This is a genomic window from Arsenicitalea aurantiaca, assembly GCF_003994485.1.
Taxonomy (GTDB): Bacteria; Pseudomonadota; Alphaproteobacteria; order Rhizobiales; family Devosiaceae; genus Arsenicitalea; species Arsenicitalea aurantiaca.
Window position 1 is genome coordinate 118559 of record NZ_RZNJ01000003.1, and the last position, 15663, is coordinate 134221.

Here is a 15663-nt window from a genome sequence, read left to right on the forward strand (position 1 = left end):
CTCAGCGGCCCCGCTTGAGGCTGCCGAGCACACCGCGCACCAGCGCGCCGGCGATCTGGGTGGCGACCGAGCGGGTGAAGGATTTCATCGCAGCCTCTCCTACGCTTTGCCTGTTGCTCGCACGGGGGCGGGTTTCGCGCTCGAGGGCTTTCTCGGCCTTCAACTTTTCGGCCTCGAACCGCGCCTCCTCTTCGGCGGCTTGCCGCTCCTTTGCGGCCCGCGCGAGGATTTCATAGGCGCTCTCGCGGTCGACTGCCGTGTCGTAGAGGCCGGCGACGGGCGAAACCGCCATCAGCGCCCGCCGCTCATCGGGGGTGATCGGCCCCAGCCTGCCCGCGGGAGGCCGGATGAGCGTCCGTCCGACCATGGAAGGCACGCCCTTTTCCTCGAGGGTGGAAACCAGCGCCTCGCCGGTCCCGAGCTGGGTGATCACCGCTTCGGTCGAGAACTCGGGATTGGGCCGGAACGTCTCGGCGGCCGCCCGGACCGCCTTCTGCTCGCGCGGGGTATAGGCGCGCAGCGCATGCTGGACGCGATTGGCGAGCTGGGCCAGCACCGCTTCGGGAATGTCGGCCGGGTTCTGGGTCACGAAATAGACGCCGACGCCCTTGGAACGGACGAGCTTGACCACCTGCTCCACCTTGTCGATCAACGCCTTGGGGGCGCCGTCGAACAAGAGGTGCGCCTCGTCGAAGAAGAAGACGAGCCTCGGCTTTTCGGGGTCGCCGACCTCGGGCAGGGTCTCGAAGAGCTCCGAAAGCAGCCAGAGCAGAAAGGTCGAATAGAGCCGTGGCGAGGCCATCAGCCTGTCGGCGGCGAGGATCGAGACATAGCCCCGCCCCTCCGTCGTCGTGCGCATCAGATCGGCGATCTCAAGTGCGCGCTCTCCGAAGAAATGCTCGCCCCCCTGCTGCTCGAGCACGAGCAGGGATCGCTGGATCGCCCCGATGCTCGCGGTCGAGACGTTGCCGTAGCGCGTCGATATCTCCTTGGCGCGCTCCCCAATCTCGACGAGGAGGGCCCGCAAATCCTTGAGGTCGAGCAGCAGTAGGCCCTCATCGTCGGCGAGGCGGAAGGCGATGTTGAGCACACCCTCCTGCGTGTCGTTGAGATCGAGAAGCCGCGAGAGCAGCAGCGGCCCCATCTCCGAGATGGTGGTGCGAACCGGATGCCCCTGCTCACCGAACAGGTCCCAGAAGATCGCCGGGAATTTGTCGTTGGCGTATTCGGCGAGTCCGATCGTCTCGGCCCGCTTCAGCAGAAAATCCTGCGGCGTGCCGAGCACCGAAAGTCCCGAGAGATCGCCTTTGATATCGGCGCAGAAGACCGGCACACCGGCCCGCGAGAACCCTTCCGCCATGATCTGCAGGGTCACGGTCTTGCCGGTACCCGTCGCCCCGGTCACCAGCCCGTGGCGGTTGGCGTATCTCAGCGTCAGATATTCCGGGCGCGTGCTGGTGCCGAGATAGATCTTGTCGTCAACGAGCATGGCGCGGTCCTCGGGGGTATGTCGAGCAACCCTTAGCGTGCTCCGCCCCGATGCGACAAGGCCGCGGGGCGTGGGAGGACGGCATTCACCAATTCCGCCGCTCGCGCTGGCGTCTCCCGTCCGGCTTTGTCACCATCCTCGAATGCAAACGCGTTCGCCCCGTCCCCCCCGGCCCGACCGTCGCCTCGTCCTCAAGGGCGCGGTCGCCGGTCTCATCGGGCTCGTCTTCGCCCGACCGGCCCTCGGGCAGGGCGGGGCCGCGCTGGCCCGTGGACTTGCCAACGGCCTCGACCATGGGCTCGTGCCCGGTGCGGCTGGCGATCAGTCGGCGGCCCTGCAACGGGCGCTGAACGAGGCGGCCGCTCTCGGCATTCCGCTTTTCCTGCCCGGCGGGCGTTACGAAATCTCGGACGTAGCGCTTCCTGCCCGTTCGATTCTCCTTGGCGCAGGCCCCCAGACCATGCTCGCTGGCAGGGGTGGAAGCACCGTGCTTTCGGCAGAGGGCGCCGACGACATCGCGATCATGGACCTTTCCGTTGACGGATCGAACGGGAGCGAAATGCCCGACCGGGACGGCCTGATCGCAATCCGCCGCTCCTCCGGCCTCAGGCTCGAACGGATCGCGATTGCGAATGCTGCGGGTAACGGCCTCTATCTTGAAGGCGTCGCGGGCCGCCTCCGCGACCTCAACATCGGCCGCTGCACACGCTCGGCGATCTTCGCGCTGGATGGCACGGGCCTTTCGGTCACTGGGGCTGCGATAAACGACTGCGGCAATGCCGGCATCCGCATCTGGCGCGAGCGCCCGGGCTCCGACGGCACCATACTCACCGGCAACCGCATTGCCCGGATCGACTGGACCGGCGGCGGCAACGGGCAGAACGGCAATGGGATCAACGTCTTCAACGCCGACGATGTCATCGTCTCGGACAATCACCTGTCCGACTGCGCCTTCTCGGCGATCCGCCTCAACACCACCGCCATGTCCGGGTATCGGGCAATACCTGCCTGCGCAGCGGCGAGGTGGCGATCTTTTCGGAGTTCGGGTTCTCAGGCTCGCTGATCGCGGACAATTTGATCGACGGGGCCGCGCTCGGCATTTCGATGACGAATCTCGACACTGGCGGGCGGCTCGCCATCTGCAGCGGCAATCTCGTGCGCAACATCGCTCCCGCAAGCGCGGTCAACCCCGACACGGTGCCCGTCGGCATCTTCGCCGAAGCCGATGCGGTGGTGACCGGGAACATCGTCGAGGACGTGCCGGGCACCGGCATCCTCGCGGGCTGGGGCCCCTATCTCCGCGATGTGCTCGTCACCGACAATCTCGTGCGCAACGCCGATATCGGCATCGCCGCAAGCGTAGCACCCGGCGCGGGGCGCGCGCGCATTGCCGGCAATCTGATCACCGGGGCGCGGCGGCATGCCATCGCCGGCATGGCATGGAGCGAGGTTGCGGCGCCCGATCTCGTCGCGGAGGCCGCCGCCCATCCCCATCTTGCGATCGGCGAGAACACGATCGACTGACCGTTTCAGCATCCGAAGGCTTCGAACACCGCATCGGTCACCGCCATCATGCCCACTTCGCGCCGCCGGACATTGGTGATGATCTGCCGCGCATAGCGCTGGAGGAGCGCCGTCTGTTTCGCATCTGGCCGGGCGACCGCCAGCAGCAGGCCTGCCGCCATGGCCTGCGAGGCCGCCATGTTTCCATCATCGCACTTGATCGCATAGCCGAGCCCGAGATCCCGGATTGCGCCGCACTGCACGCCCTCGGCGCCGCCCTTCTGCATCACGCGCCCGCCGAACGCCTCCATGACGAGCGTATCGAAATGGCCGGTGCCCGCCACCAGATGCGGATGACTGGTCGCCGCATCAAAGAGCCGCATCGCCGCGGCGCCAAGTTCGGGCGACAGCCCCTGCCCCGTCGCCATGCGCGCAAAGCCGCCCGCAAAGGCCGAGAGCGGGGCGGCATAGGTCGGGATCGAGCAGCCGTCGGTGCCACACCGTTCGGTGGTGAGCGCCACGCCGAGCACGGTCTCGACTGCCGCGCGAACACGCTGCTGAACCGGGTGGTCGGGATCGACATAGTGCTCGGGCGGCACGCCGAGCGCCCGCGCCACCGAGAGCATGCCGGCATGCTTGCCCGAGCAATTGTTGTGAAGCGCGCTGGGCTCCTCGCCCGCGGCACGCAGGGCCGAACGGGCAGCGGGGTTTGTCGGCGCGTGGGCGCCACATTCGAGGGCGTCGGCAGCAAGCCCGATTTCGCCGAGAAAGCGGGTCACCCCCGCCACATGGTCGGTTTCGCCATGATGGCTTGCGCAGGCAAGGGCCAGATCCTCGTCGCTGAGCGCAAAGCGCTCGATCGCGCCGGCGCCGACCATGGCGAGGGCCTGCATGGATTTGATTGCCGACCGCGGAAAGACCGGCCAGTCCGTATCGCCAAGGCTCGCGACGATCTGCCCCTCGGCGTCGGCAAGAACCATGGCGCCGCGATGGCGGTTCTCGACCCAGTTGCCACGTATGGTCTGCACGAGAATCGGATTGGCTTGCATGAGAAAACGGCCCGGTTGATGTCCCCTGAGGGAGGGACCTTACCGGGCCGAGAAAGTCAACGGCAGGAGGTCAGGCAGGACCCGGCCATGCATGGACCGGGGGAGAGGCGAAGATCAGTGGCCGGCGAGCGTCAGATAGCGGGAATTGACCCAGCCCTTCTGGAAGCCGCGTTCGATCAGGCACCAGTCGGCACCCTGGTCCATCACGATGCAGCGCTCGACCCAGACCCGGGCATTGGGGGAAAGCTCACCGGTCTTCTGGGAGTAGGAGGCCGGCCATTTGCGCACGTTGAGATGGTCCCAATGCGCAACACCCGTCACGCGCGCCGGCTGCTCCACATGATAACCGGCGGCCATGGCCGGCTGCACGGCGAACACTGCGGCGCTGGCGATCACCATGCCGGCCAGCGTGGCGACCAGAAGCTTTTCATGGTTCTTTTTCATCTCAAGCCCTCGAGCTCTTCAATTGCGATAATGTGAAGCTATCGCGAGCGATTTGAACGCCTCGTGAGATCGGCATTCATCTGCCATTCAGCGTTTGCCTATGACACGCGCCTCGGGCACTCTCGCGCTGCAAGCAACGGAGCCGGCCCATCTCGAGCTACGACCTCATCGTCATCGGCGGCGGCATCAATGGCTGCGGCATAGCCCGGGACGCTGCGGGGCGCGGCTACGGGGTCATGCTCGCCGAGATGAACGACCTTGCAAGCGGCACGTCCTCGGGCTCGACCAAGCTCGTGCATGGCGGGTTGCGCTATCTGGAGCATTACGAGTTCCGTCTCGTGCGCGAAGCGCTGATCGAGCGTGAAATTCTCTGGGCGAACGCCCCGCACATCATCTGGCCGCTGCGCTTCGTGCTGCCGCACCACAAGGGCCTGCGCCCGGCCTGGCTCCTGCGGCTCGGGCTCTTCCTTTACGATCATCTGGGCGGGCGTAAGCTCCTGCCCCCGACGCGCACGCTCGACCTGCGCAAGGACCCCGCAGGCGCCCCGTTGCGCGAGGGGTTCTCGCGCGCCTTCGAATATTCCGATTGCTGGGTCATCGATTCCCGGCTCGTCGTGCTCAACGCCATGGATGCGGCCGAACGGGGCGCGCGCATCCGCACGCGCACCGCAGTGCGCTCGGCCCGGCGTGAGGACGATCGCTGGCATGTCGAGTTCGAAGATCTGCGCACCGGCGCAAGAGAAGTCGCCACGGCCCGCATGCTCGTCAATGCGGCGGGCCCATGGGTCGACAGCGTGCTCGGGGGCGTGGTCGGGCGGAACGGCGCCCACAATGTGCGACTCGTTCAGGGCAGCCACATCGTCGTGCCGAAAATCTTCGAGCACGACCGCGCGTATTTCTTCCAGAATGCGGATGGGCGGATCATCTTCGCCATCCCCTATGAGCACGACACGACGCTGATCGGCACCACCGATCGCGATTACACCGGTGATCCGGAGGACGTCGCCGCGACTGACGAGGAGATCGGCTATCTCTGCGCGGCGGCGAGCGAGTATTTCCGCGTACCGATCCGCCCCGAAGACGTCGTCTGGACCTATTCGGCCGTCCGCCCGCTCTACGACGACGGCGCAAGCGCCGCCCAGGAAGCCACCCGCGACTATGTGCTGAAGACCGATACTGCCGCGGGCGTGCCGCTTCTCTCGGTCTTCGGGGGCAAGATCACCACCTATCGCCGGCTCGCCGAATCGGCACTTGAGAAGATCGAGGCCGAACTGGGCGCGCGCGGTACGGCCTGGACCGCCAAGGCTCCCCTCCCCGGCGGGGAGTTCGCACCCACGGGCTATGAAGCGGAGGTCTCGCGCCTTCTTGCCGACCACCCCTTCCTGCCCGAGGCCCTCGCGCGCCGGCTCGTCCGTTTCTACGGCCGCCGTACCTGGGCGATGCTTTCGGGGCGCGACAGCCTCGCCGCGCTCGGAGAGCATTTCGGAGAGGGGCTCCACGCCGCCGAGGTCGACTATCTTCTCGCCGCCGAATTTGCCGAGACCGCCGAGGACATTCTCTGGCGCCGCACAAGGCTCGGGCTTCACGGCGAGGCCGTGAACCGGGTCGCGCTCGAGCACTATCTCAGCGGCTCAAGGCAAAGCGCGAGGGAGGAACGATGAAAAAGCACATCCTGGCGATCGATCAGGGCACGACCTCGAGCCGCGCCATCATCTTCGATGGCGACCAGAAGATCGTGGCGGTCGCCCAGAAGGAATTCACCCAGATCTACCCGAAATCCGGATGGGTCGAGCATGACCCTGAGGAAATCTGGGACAGCGTTCGCTGGGCCATCGGCGAGGCGCTCGCCAAGGCCGGCCTCGAGGCGAAAAACATCGCCGCGATCGGCATCACCAACCAGCGCGAAACCGCGATCCTCTGGGACCGCAAGACCGGCAAGCCCATTCACAACGCCATCGTCTGGCAGGATCGGCGCACCGCTTCGGTCTGCGAAAAGCTGCGCAAGGCCGGCCATGAACGCATGGTGAGCCGCAAGACGGGGCTTCTGCTCGACCCCTATTTCTCGGCGACCAAGATCGGCTGGGTGCTCGACAAGGTCCGGGGGGCACGCCGGCGCGCCGAAGCGGGCGAACTGGCCTTCGGCACGGTGGACAGCTTTCTCATCTGGCGGCTGACGGGCGGGCATCGCCACCTCACCGACGCCACCAATGCCTGCCGCACGCTGCTATTCGACATCGGGGCCCATCGCTGGGACGACAGGCTGCTCGCGCTCTTCGGCGTGCCGGCCGCGCTCCTTCCCGAGGTCAAGGACTGTGCCGATGATTTCGGCGAAACTGATCCGGACCTGTTCGGGGCGGCTATTCCGATCCGCGGGGTCGCCGGCGACCAGCATGCCGCGAGCATCGGGCAGGCCTGCTTCATGCCGGGCATGATCAAATCCACCTATGGCACGGGCTGCTTTGCGGTGCTCAACACCGGCGAGACGCTGGTGCGCTCCAAAAACAGGCTCCTGACCACCATCGCCTATCGCCTCGATGGCAAGACCATTTATGCGCTCGAAGGCTCGATCTTCGTGGCCGGGGCAGCTGTGCAGTGGCTTCGCGACGGGCTTGGCATCGTCAAGGCCGCGAGCGAGACCGGTCCCCTCGCCCGCTCCTCAGATCCCGAACAGCAGGTCTATCTGGTGCCTGCCTTTGTCGGGCTCGGGGCTCCGTGGTGGGATGCCGATGCGCGCGGGGCGATCTACGGGCTGACGCGCAATTCGGGCCCTGCCGAGATCGCCCGCGCCGCCCTCGAATCGGTCTCCTACCAGACGCGCGACCTGCTCGACGCCATGCATAGGGACTGGAAGCAGGCCGGTGGCGAAACGGTGCTGCGCGTCGATGGCGGCATGGTCGCGTCGGATTGGACGATGCAGTTTCTCGCCGACATCCTCGATGCGCCCGTCGACCGGCCAACTGTCCTCGAGACCACAGCCCTTGGCGCGGCATGGCTGGCGGGGCAGGCCGTCGGCGCATGGCCAGACGCCGAGACCTTCGCCGCCCGCTGGGCGCGCGACCGCCGGTTCGAACCGCAAATGGACGCCAAGACCCGGAAAGCCAAGCTCAATGGCTGGCGCGACGCAGTCAGGCGCACCCTGAGCCACTAGCGGCAAGCTTACTCATCCGCCCTTCGGGCACCTTCTCCCCCTTGGGGGAGAAGGTGGCTCGCGCAAAGCGCGAGACGGATTAGGGGGACCGTCTAGTAACTCGCCTCGAGCATCGCGAGAAAATCCCCAACCTCGGCCTTCCGCGGATTGGTCGCCGTCGAGTGGTCGCGCACCGCGTGCTCGGCCATTTCCGGCAGAACGTCGCGTGGCACGCCCATCGCCGACAGGGTCGCCGGCAGCCCCAGATCCGCTGCGAACCGCCGCAGCGCATCGGCCAGGTCCGCGTTCGGCTCGAGACCGAGCACCCGTGCGATGGCCTCGTATTTGCGCCCCGCCTCAGGCCTGTTGAAGGTGAGGACAGCCGGGAGCAGCACGGCGTTGAGGGTGCCGTGATGGAGTTTCACCGTCTTCAGCCCACCCAGGGGGTGCGACATCGAATGCACCGCGCCAAGCCCCTTCTGGAAGGTGAGCCCGCCCTGGAGCGCGGCCATCATCATGTCGGTGCGGGCAGCGATATCGCGGCCATCGGCGACAGCCCGGGGCAGAGCGCGCACGGCACGGCCAAGCCCGTCAAGCGCGATCGCTTCGGCAACCGGGTTGTAGCGGGGGCTGAGATAGGTCTCGATGCAATGGGTGACCGTGTCCATCCCTGTCGCGGCGGTAAGGTAGGCGGGCAGGCCGGTCGTCAGTTCGGGGTCGCAGATCGCGACGCTCGGGATCATGTGTGGTGAGATGAAGCCGAGCTTGCGCCCGTCCTCGAGCGTCAGGAGCGCAGCCCGCCCCACTTCGGAGCCCGTACCGGCCGTCGTTGGAACCGCGATCACCGGTGGCTTGTCGGCGGTGATCCGGTCGAGCCCGCCGAGGATCGCTGCATACTGGGCGAGCGGCCCATCATGAGTGACGAGCAGCGCAACCGCCTTTGCTAGGTCGATCGCCGAACCGCCGCCGACCGCGACGACGCTGTCGCAGCCACCCGCCCGGTACGCCTCGACGCCGGCATGCGCGGCCGCTTCCGTCGGATTTTCAGGGGTCCCGTCAAAGACCGCGACCGAGGCGGGAAGCCCGCTAGCGGCGATCACCTGATCGATGATGCCTGCAGCCACGATGCCGCGGTCGGTGACAATCAGCGGGGCGCTCGCGCCCAGGGCTTCGAGTTCGGCGCCAAGCAGGCGCACCGCCCCAGCTTCGAACTGGATGCGGGTGAGGTAGGTAATGAGCGCCATGGCACACCTTCTGGACGGGTTGGCTCGCGGAAACGGGAGCGCGATGTTCCACAGTGAAGGCCGGCAGGTAAACCCCTTCAAGAGGCGAACCGGTTCGGCCGGTGCGCGTTAGCCCCTGGCGCGACAGGTCGTGCAGTTGACACGGGGCGGTTTGGTGATACCACTGCCCGAAAATTCGGCACCGCGCGCGCGTGGCGCGGCTGGGCATTGAGCGAGAGGGTTTGGGCATGGCTTCCGAGACGGGACAGGGCGAGGCGCTGGGCGGCATCGCCATCGGCATGATTGTGATTTGGCTCGGGGTGGCGGCCGCCGGCATCGGCGTCGCGCTGACCTATGACCATGCCGAGGCTCCCGTTGCGGCCGCAGCCGCTGCGCCTGCCGCACCTGCTGCGCCGCAGGGCTTCTACACCGAAGCGCAGGCCACCCGCGGCGCCGAGGCCTATGCCACAAGCTGCGCCATGTGCCATGGCCCCAACCTTACCGAAGCCCCTGTCGGCCCGGCGCTGGCCGGCGTCGATTTCGCCGCCAACTGGAATGACCGCACCGTCGGCGAGTTCTACGCCTATGCGCGCGAGTTCATGCCGCCGCAGGCTCCGGGCTCGTTGCCCGACGAGACCTATGCGGACATCACGGCCCATGTGCTGGCCGTCAATGGCGAACCGGCAGGCGATACCGAGCTGCCGGCTGACGAAGAAGCACTCGAAGCCATCGTCTTCGACATTGCCGAGGCTGCCGCCCCGGCCAACCCCTGATAGAAAGTCCGTCGGCTTTTTCGAGGGCGCCCGGCACTGCCGCGGCGCCCTTTTTCATGCGCGCACCGCGTTGTTCTCCTGCGATAATTGGTCGCGAGTAGAATTGACTTCCACAAATTGAGGTGCCTTCATCGGGAGGTTGCGCAAGGAGGGTGATCCGCCCGTCCGGCCGCACATCGACCCCGCGGAGAGACCGGCCCAAGCCGGCAGGCGGGTTTGGGGAGGGTTGCGGCGGCATGGCTGCAGGGATGAACACTTCTGCCGGCATCAGGCATGCGGTCGCCGCGCTGCGGCGGCGCCAGCGGCTGCGTATCCTGCTCGATGGCGCGCTCTTCATCGCCGCACTCGTTTCACTCACCCTGCTGCTCGCCCGCACATTCGACCTCGAAAGCCGCATCGGCCTGCCAGTCGTGCCCCTTGCTTTGGGCGCTGGCATTGCCGTCTTCCTCATCCACGCGGCCATCGCGTTGGCCGTCACCCGCGCACTCGGCACCACGGCGCGACGCACCGAGCAGAAATTCGGCCTCCAGGAGCGGTTGAGCACGGCGCTCGAAGTGTCCGAGGGGGCGAGTGAGCCGGTGCGCGAGGCGCTCCTTTCGGACACATCGGTTCGAGCGGCGAGGCTCGATCGGCGCGCTGCAGCGCCGCTTGCCGGGCCGAGCACGGCGCTCGCTGCGGGCCTGCTGGTCCTCTTTTCCGCCGGTCTTCTGGTCACCGCGCCTGCGCCTCGACCCGCCCCCCTTCCGGCCACGGCCGAAGCCGAAGCGCCCGCCGAGCCCGATGCCGAACCGACCGACACGCTTCTCGAAGACATTGCGCGAATGGCGGATCTTCTCGCCCGAGACGCCGAGACCCGCGAAGAAAGCTATCTCGAAGCGGTGTCGAACGCGCTGCGCGAGCTTGCCGAAGAAGCCCCGGGCCTCGATCGCGAGGAGGCGCTGGAGCGCTTCATGGCGCTCGCGGAGCATGCCGCCCTCGGCTATGGCGACACCCCGCCCGAATGGATGGAGCCGGGCCAGAGCAATATGGGCGAGATCGGCCAGCGCATGGCTGCCTTCGAGGCTGCCGAGACGGCCCGCGCCGCCGCTGCCGAAGCACGCCAGGCTCAGGCCATGATGGACGATGAGTATGGCGCGCCCATCCTTTCGAGCGACGCGCTCGCCGACATCATCCGGCAGGGCCTTCTGGAGCCTGCCCAGCTCGATCCGGCCATGGCCGATGCTGCCGGGCAGGCCCAGGGCATGGCCGAAACGCTTCCCGATGGTGCACCCATGTCGGGCGGCAGCTCCCAGCCCGAGCCGATGGAGGAGCAATTGATGCGCCCCGGCTCGGCCATGCCCATGGGTGCGGCGATGGAATCGGGGCGCGGCGACAGCAGAATCGCCGGTGGCGGATCGCAGGACCTTGCCGAGAGCAGCGAGTATATGCGCGCCGAGTTCGCCGAGAGCGAGGAGATCGTGATCTCCGCAGCCGAGACCGAACCGGGCAGCCGCATCCGTATCCAGATCGCGCCCGAAACGAGCGCCAGTGCCGTCGCTGACGATGCGGGGCCTTCGCGCGACTGGCGGCGACAGGCCGATACCGCGGTGACGCGTCACGCCGTGACCCCCGACGCGCGTCCGGTCATCGCACGCTACTTCGCCCGCAGCGCCACCCCGCCAACGACGGGGCGCTGACCAGATGAGCCTCGTCGCACCGTTCTTTCTCGGGCTCCTCGCGCTGGTCGGGCTGGTCATCCTGCTGCACGTGCAGCGCCGGCGAACGGTGACCGTCCCCAGCGTCGAGATCTGGCGCCGGTTGCAGAATGCCGGTGCCGAGCGCCGGCGACGGTTCGAATGGCCGCGCGCGAACCTCTTGATGCTCCTCCAGATCGCCATCGTCACCGCGATCGCCTTCGCCCTCGCGCAGCCCCTCCTGGGCAATCGCGGCGCCGACCATCTGGTCATCCTGCTCGATGGCACCCCTTCCATGGGCGCCAGCGACGGGGATACAAGCCGGATCGAACTGGCACGATCGGCCATCATCGATCGCTTCGCCGCGCTCGATCCCGCCCGTGTGTCGCTGGTGCGCGCCGACCATGCGCCGCTGGCGCTTCTGGCCCGTCAGCCCGCGGATGCGGACGCGCTGGCGGTCAGGCTCGATGAGATCGAGCCGGGCGGTCGGTCCGCCGACTGGCGCGACACCGCCGAGATCGTCGCCGGCCTTGTCGTTGTCGGGGAGGCCACCCGCATCCTATGGGCTTCGGACACGCCGCTGCCGGCGATCATCGGCCAAGCCGGCAATGCCGAGATCGAAACTCTGAGCGTCGGCGCCGAGACGGGCAATGCGGGGCTATCGCTCGCTCTCGTTCCCGACGAGAGCGTCGATGGTGGCTGGCGCCTCCGGGGCACCGTCACGCTTCACGCCCCGATCACCGCGAGCGCGCTCAGCATCGCCTATACCCCACGCAGCGGCGGCCAACCCCTCGTCCTCGCCAGCCGGCAGCTGGGCAATCCCGCCCGTCCCCCGCGCCCCGACGCCCCCCGCGTCGAGCAGATCGACATCCCCCTCACCCTACCCGGCCCCGGTCTCGTCACGGCAGGTCTCGCCGAGGATGCGGCAGCTTTCGACAACACTGCCTGGTTTCTCGCTGATCCGGCGCCCGCGGGGCTCGACATCCTTTATCTGGGCAGCGGCAACCAGCCGCTCTTGAGGGCGCTGCAGGCGATCGAAGGCGTCTCGCTCTATCAATCCGGCACGCTGCCGGAGGATGTTTCGCGCTTCCCTCTCGTCATCGTGGACGGCATCGAGATCGCCCGCGCGCCCGAAACGAGCACGCTCTGGATCGGTGCCGGCCGGGTCGCGGGCATGCCGGCCCCCGAGCCCGTGCCGATCGAGGGGCCGACCAATTGGGACAATGCCCATCCACTGGCGGAGGGCCTCGCCTGGTCGGAACTCGATATGCGTTCAGCGTTTCCCGTCGAGGACGCTGGGAGCTACCGCACCCTTCTCGAAGCGGAGGGCCTGCCGCTGATCCTCGCACGCACCGGTCCCGCTGGCCGGGACCTGCGCCTCGCCTTCGATCCCGCCGACAGCAACTGGCCCGATCTCGCCGGTTTTCCGGTCTTTGCGCGCAATATCGTGAGCTGGCTCGGCCCCATGCCCGGCGCCCCGATCGCGCAGGCCTGCATGGTGGGCCAGTCCTGCCTCCTCGACGTTCGCATGACCGGCGGCACCGTGACGCTGGACGCCGGGGGGCCCGAGGCGCTCGCAGGCAGCGTCATCGTACCGGCGCTGGAGGAGCCCCGCTTCCTGCCCCGCTGGCCGGGCCTCTATACGATCTCGAACGGGCAGATGCAGCGCCAGATCGCCGTCGGGGCCTCGGCCGACGGCGAAAGCGCGATCGCCACCGCTCCCGAAACATCCGGGCCAAGTCTGACCGGCGTCCTCACCGCGCTCTGGCCTTGGCTTGCAGGCCTTGCCCTCGTGCTCCTCATCGCCGAGGGCGCCCTCGCCGGGCGGGGGCCGGAACGGTTCCTCAAGCGCGCCGGACTGTCATCGGCCAATCCGCTTGCCGGCCGCCGCCGCATCCTCCTTGGCCTTCGGGGTTTCGCAATCGGGCTCGTCGTGCTTGCGCTCCTCGACGTCCCCGTGCTCGGGCCCACGGCGCGCGAGAACGTCGTCCTCGTCACGACCGCGCCAGCCGACGGATCGGCAGCAACCGGCGCAGACCTCGTGGCCCGCGCGACCGCAGAAGCAACGGCTCCCCTCTCCGAGCGCGGCCTGTCGGTCGTCGCCGAAGGCGCCCCTGCGCGCGTCATGGCCGATACGGACGCCGCCCTTGAAGATCAGGGCTTTGCCAGCGGCGGCGGCCGAGCGCTCCTGCTTGCTGCCGCCCTCTTGCCCGAAGACGCGCCGGGGCGGATCATCCTTGCAAGCGATACCGGGCCGGATGACCCGGAGCTCGCTGCGGCACGGAGCCTGCTTGCTGCGCGCGCCATCCCCATCGATGTCATGCCACCCGCTACGCCCGCGGCCGGCGAGGCGCTGGTGCAGGCGCTGGAGGCGCCCTACCCGCTCTATGCAGGGGATAGTTTTGCGCTCACAGGCCGCATCTTCGCGGTAACCGCGACCCGGGCCGAAGTCTCTGTGCTCCGGGACGACGAACTTCTCGCCGCACAGGATGTCGAGCTGCAGGCCGGTCATAACCGGATCGAGACCATGATCACCGACCTGCCGGAGGGCCGGGCGCTGTTCGAGATAGAGATTGCGGCCGAGGGCGACGCGGTTTCCCGCAACAATCGCAACGGGCTCTGGATCGATGGGCGAGCACCCGGCACGATCGCCGTCATCACCCAGCAGGCCGAACAGGGGGCCGCCTTCGCCGAGGCCCTCTCCGGACAGGGCTTTTCGGCGACGGTGCTCGCGCCGGACCGCGCCCCCTATACCCTTGCGGACTGGCTCTCCTACCAGGGGGTCGCGCTTCTCAACGTGCCGGCGATCGCGCTCACCACCCGCCAGCAGGAACTGCTCGAAGTCGCGGTCGCCCAGCACGGGCTCGGACTGATGATCCTCGGGGGCGCCAACAGCTTCGGGCCCGGCGGATATCTCGAGACGACGCTCGAACAATTGTCGCCGCTCTCGAGCCGCGTGCCGCGCGAAGCGCCTGAAGTGGCGCTCGTCTTCGTGCTCGACCGATCAGGATCCATGCAGCAGATGGTGGGTGACGTCACCCGGCTCGACGTCGCCAAGCGGGCGACCCTCGCTGCGATCGAGCTGCTCAACGAGCAGAGCCGCGCCGGCATCGTCGTCTTCGATTCCGAAGCCCAGGTGATCCTGCCGCTGCAGACGGTCGGGGACGCCGTCGGGGCCGAGGCCGCACTCAACCGGATCGATACCGGGGGGGGCACGTCGATCTATCCCGGACTTGTCGAAGCCCACCGGATGCTCGCCGGCATCGAGGCGCCCGCCCGGCACGTCATCGTCATGACGGACGGGCTGAGCCAGCCGGGCGATTTCCCGGGCATCCTCGCGCGCATGCGGGAGGACAACATCACCGTCTCGGCTGTCGCCGTCGGGCGTGGCGCAGAACTCGGCACGGTCGAATCCATCGCCCTTGCCGGGGGCGGCGCCTTCCATGCCAGCGACGATTTCGCTGCCCTCCCCTCCATTCTCTCACAGGAAGCCATGCTCCTCTCAGGGAGTCCGATCGAGGAGACGACGAGCCAGCCGATCTGGGTCGGCTCTGGCGAACGCTTCCTGTCGGGCCTGCCCGGCCAGATGCCGCCTGTCGAAGGGTTCGTGCTGACCACTCCCAAGCCCGAGGCCAATGTCTCGCTCGTCGCCCCGGACAGCGAGAGCGAGTTCATGCCTCTCCTCGCCTCCTGGCGCTATGGCAACGGGCACGTGCTTGCGCTCGCAACCGATGCCGCCGGCGCCTGGACACGCGCCTGGCAGGCCCTGCCCGCCTATCCGCGCCTCTACGCCCAGGCGCTCCGCGAGTTTCTGCCGGCCACCAGCGGTCCGGGCCTCGAACTCACCACCCGCCGCGACGGGGACAGCGTGCTCGTTGTTCTTGAAGCCGCCGCGCGTGACGGCGCAGCGCGGACCGGTCTCCATCCCGTCGCTGAGGCTGTGGGTCCCTCCGGCGAACCCCTGGCGTTTGCCCTCCGCGAGCAGCGCCAGGGCCGCTATGAGGGGCGCTTCGTGCCGCCCGAGCCGGGTGACTACGCGATCAGCGTCGCCGATGGCGAGGACGATGCAACCACCCGGGTGCACATCGCCTATCCCAGCCGCTACGATTTTTCCCGCCGCAGCGATGCTGCCCTGCAACTTGCAGCAGCCACGGGCGGGCGGGTGCTGGGGCCCGAAGACCAGATCTTCACCGGCACGGAGACGCGCTGGGTGGCGAGGGCCGGCTGGCCGGTCTGGATGCTCGGCGCGCTGGGGCTTTTCGTCATCGACCTTCTCGTCCGCTATGCCGGCCTCTATGGCCGGATCCGCTCGCTCATTCCCAGCCGCTCGCCGAGGTCTGCAGACCTCGCGCCGGCTCCCGCACCGCTCTGATCGACAACAG

11 protein-coding genes are annotated in these 15663 nt (G+C 67.9%); 7 read left to right on the forward strand and 4 right to left on the reverse strand.

All coding sequences use genetic code 11. From position 1 onward, the window contains the following. Position 1: 1 nt before the first annotated feature. Complete coding sequence (locus EMQ25_RS09175; RefSeq protein WP_127188287.1) at positions 2-1489, reverse strand: helicase HerA-like domain-containing protein; 1488 nt, start codon at positions 1487-1489, stop codon at positions 2-4. 142 nt (positions 1490-1631) lie between these two features. Here EMQ25_RS09175 and EMQ25_RS09180 point away from each other — a divergent pair, with 142 nt between their 5' ends. Continuing rightward, positions 1632-2552 carry a TIGR03808 family TAT-translocated repetitive protein gene (locus EMQ25_RS09180; RefSeq protein WP_158626015.1) on the forward strand — a complete coding sequence of 307 codons (921 nt, stop codon included), beginning with the start codon at positions 1632-1634 and terminating at the stop codon, positions 2550-2552. Continuing rightward, a complete protein-coding gene (locus EMQ25_RS18485; protein ID WP_158626016.1) occupies positions 2513-3013 on the forward strand; it encodes a TIGR03808 family TAT-translocated repetitive protein in 501 nt (166 codons plus the stop codon). The genes EMQ25_RS09180 and EMQ25_RS18485 overlap by 40 nt, the downstream gene beginning before the upstream one ends. Before the next feature lie 5 nt (positions 3014-3018). Here EMQ25_RS18485 and EMQ25_RS09190 read toward each other — a convergent pair whose 3' ends face one another. Both EMQ25_RS09190 and EMQ25_RS09195 read right to left on the reverse strand, forming a co-directional pair. Continuing rightward, a complete protein-coding gene (locus tag EMQ25_RS09190; RefSeq protein WP_127188290.1) occupies positions 3019-4041 on the reverse strand; it encodes an asparaginase in 1023 nt (340 codons plus the stop codon). Between the two features lie 114 nt (positions 4042-4155). After that, on the reverse strand, positions 4156-4485 hold the full coding sequence (locus tag EMQ25_RS09195; protein WP_127188291.1) for an SH3 domain-containing protein: 330 nt from the start codon (positions 4483-4485) through the stop codon (positions 4156-4158). Positions 4486-4634: 149 nt separating this feature from the next. Between EMQ25_RS09195 and glpD the strand changes: the two genes are divergently transcribed. Next, entirely contained in the window at positions 4635-6146 is a 1512-nt protein-coding gene (glpD, locus tag EMQ25_RS09200; protein WP_127188292.1) for a glycerol-3-phosphate dehydrogenase, read from the forward strand. Then, complete coding sequence (gene glpK, locus EMQ25_RS09205; protein ID WP_127188293.1) at positions 6143-7633, forward strand: glycerol kinase GlpK; 1491 nt, start codon at positions 6143-6145, stop codon at positions 7631-7633. The genes glpD and glpK overlap by 4 nt, the downstream gene beginning before the upstream one ends. Before the next feature lie 92 nt (positions 7634-7725). Here glpK and EMQ25_RS09210 read toward each other — a convergent pair whose 3' ends face one another. After that, complete coding sequence (locus tag EMQ25_RS09210) at positions 7726-8856, reverse strand: iron-containing alcohol dehydrogenase (RefSeq protein ID WP_127188294.1); 1131 nt, start codon at positions 8854-8856, stop codon at positions 7726-7728. A 227-nt stretch (positions 8857-9083) separates the two neighbouring features. Here EMQ25_RS09210 and EMQ25_RS09215 point away from each other — a divergent pair, with 227 nt between their 5' ends. From EMQ25_RS09215 to EMQ25_RS09225, 3 genes are all read left to right on the forward strand, one after another. Further along, positions 9084-9608 (forward strand): c-type cytochrome, encoded by a 525-nt coding sequence (locus tag EMQ25_RS09215; RefSeq protein ID WP_127188295.1) that lies wholly within the window; start codon positions 9084-9086, stop codon positions 9606-9608. A gap of 236 nt (positions 9609-9844) precedes the next feature. Beyond that, on the forward strand, positions 9845-11284 hold the full coding sequence (locus EMQ25_RS09220; protein ID WP_148114830.1) for a hypothetical protein: 1440 nt from the start codon (positions 9845-9847) through the stop codon (positions 11282-11284). Positions 11285-11288: 4 nt separating this feature from the next. Next, positions 11289-15653, forward strand: a complete 4365-nt coding sequence (locus EMQ25_RS09225; protein WP_127188297.1) for a VWA domain-containing protein — start codon at positions 11289-11291, stop codon at positions 15651-15653. Positions 15654-15663: the final 10 nt, after the last annotated feature.

Bases quoted from the DNA above. Each gene is read 5' to 3' on its own strand.
- EMQ25_RS09210 (WP_127188294.1), bottom strand. From the start codon at position 8,856: ATGGCGCTCATTACCTACCTCACCCGCATCCAGTTCGAAGCTGGGGCG.
- EMQ25_RS09195 (WP_127188291.1), bottom strand. From the start codon at position 4,485: ATGAAAAAGAACCATGAAAAGCTTCTGGTCGCCACGCTGGCCGGCATG.
- glpK (WP_127188293.1), top strand. From the start codon at position 6,143: ATGAAAAAGCACATCCTGGCGATCGATCAGGGCACGACCTCGAGCCGC.
- EMQ25_RS09175 (WP_127188287.1), bottom strand. From the start codon at position 1,489: ATGCTCGTTGACGACAAGATCTATCTCGGCACCAGCACGCGCCCGGAA.
- EMQ25_RS09225 (WP_127188297.1), top strand. From the start codon at position 11,289: ATGAGCCTCGTCGCACCGTTCTTTCTCGGGCTCCTCGCGCTGGTCGGG.
- EMQ25_RS09220 (WP_148114830.1), top strand. From the start codon at position 9,845: ATGGCTGCAGGGATGAACACTTCTGCCGGCATCAGGCATGCGGTCGCC.
- EMQ25_RS09215 (WP_127188295.1), top strand. From the start codon at position 9,084: ATGGCTTCCGAGACGGGACAGGGCGAGGCGCTGGGCGGCATCGCCATC.
- EMQ25_RS09180 (WP_158626015.1), top strand. From the start codon at position 1,632: ATGCAAACGCGTTCGCCCCGTCCCCCCCGGCCCGACCGTCGCCTCGTC.
- EMQ25_RS09190 (WP_127188290.1), bottom strand. From the start codon at position 4,041: ATGCAAGCCAATCCGATTCTCGTGCAGACCATACGTGGCAACTGGGTC.